General features: G+C 58.8%; 1 protein-coding gene. It reads right to left on the bottom strand.

The window, feature by feature from the left end; genetic code table 11:
- Positions 1 to 498 precede the first annotated feature (498 nt).
- A complete protein-coding gene (locus PQR32_RS42065; protein ID WP_408241773.1) occupies positions 499 to 951 on the bottom strand; it encodes a hypothetical protein in 453 nt (150 codons plus the stop codon).
- Between the last annotated feature and the right edge of the window lie 561 nt (positions 952 to 1,512).

Raw genomic sequence — 1,512 nt, 5'->3', positions numbered from 1 at the left:
ATGCCGCAAAGAAAGTAGGCAAAGAAAGCGGCTTCAAACCGCTAATTCTTAAGTGGGTCCCCCGCGCAGTTGCGGTAGTGGTCCATCTGGAATCCGTGTTCTCGCACAGTCCGCGTGAGTGACAAAGCCGTCATTCTTCCCGCCTCGCGCTCCGCGCTCGTCGGAGCGGCCTGCTCAAAACCCGTGGGCTTTTCTATGCGCGGTCGGAGCCATCGGCTTCGCCTCGGCGAGAGGCCGTTGAAGGCTTCCGGTCGCCGCCGTGGCTTTTGGTCCTCTAAGCGTGGTCGCGTCAAGTAGCGTTAGCCCAGAATCAGCCCACGCTCGCCGCCAACGCTGCACGTCGCGCAGCAGTAACCTCGAACACAAAAGGCGCATGCGTTGCGCCTTTCTTCACATTCGCGGCCCGAGTTTCGAGTTTCGAGTTTCGAGTTTCGGGCCGTGAGCCGTGAGCCGTGAGCCGTGAGCCGTGAGCCGTGAGCCGTGAGCCGTGAGCCGCCGTCAGTGTGCAGTCGCAGTACGACGTGCGACCGTTCTAGATCGCATCTGCCCGTTCTCCATCGCCCTCGTTGCGCCCATACGTTCGCGGCTATCCGCCGCTGTCCGCGTGGCCTTCGCCAGAAGGTCTGCGGCGTGGCGCGCGGTAATGCGGCTTTGAGGAATGCCCTTCGCATCGAGTGCGATGACCTGGTACAGCTCGCGGTCATTCTCGACTTCGCGTTGGTAGTCCTCGCCCGTGTCGACCAGCACTTCCAGCAATCTTCGCTGTCGGTGTCTTTCCTCTCGCGTCACAGCCGGACTCCTAACTATCGAAGCCGCAAGTGTGACTAATTTATCCAGTTGACTTAATTGCCGCTCAACCAGTCCGAAGGCGGATAGAGCAAGTCTTTCGTATTGAGTTGCGTCGACGGGTGGGCGCGACGTGGCTCGTGAATGCTTGACGGATTTACTCATGGCGCGATCTCCCTGAAACGTATTCGATCGCCCACACACGCGCTTACGCGGTGGTGAGCGGGCACAGTGACAAGGTTGACAGACTGGCCCAAACCAAACCAGCAGACCCAAAGGTCTCCCCATCACGGCCCGCCCATTGCAAAAGGACGTGCAGAAATAGACGCACATCTTGCCCGGGCAAGCGTGTGGGTTTGGGTTTGCAGGCTGTCAAGCCTGACCGTCCTTTAACGACGGCGAATTAAGTTTAGGGCGGATCGCCTCGCGAGTGATCACCCGCGCGAGCTAAATCTCGCGCGCCACCATCATTTCCGAAATTTCCCAAGCATGCAGGCGAATGAAGTACTACAGTGCGGAAGAAACGTAGAGAGGAAAACGAAGCGATTGGTTGAAGAAAGATCGCGACGGCGCGCGCAGCGCCGCTGGAAGAATGACTGCTGTGTCACGAACGCGGAATGTGCGAGAACGCAGATTCCAGATGCACCACTACCGTGACTGCGCGGGGGACCCGCTTAACAATTAGCGGTGTGAGCCGCTTTCTTTTGCCTACTTTTCTTTGCGGCG

The organism is Paraburkholderia dipogonis, from assembly GCF_046027395.1.
GTDB classification, from domain to species: Bacteria; Pseudomonadota; Gammaproteobacteria; order Burkholderiales; family Burkholderiaceae; genus Paraburkholderia; species Paraburkholderia dipogonis_A.
This window is presented reverse-complemented; position numbering and strand designations above follow the sequence as displayed.

Coding starts and splice junctions, on each gene's coding strand:
- PQR32_RS42065 (WP_408241773.1), bottom strand. CDS start 951: ATGAGTAAATCCGTCAAGCATTCACGAGCCACGTCGCGCCCACCCGTC.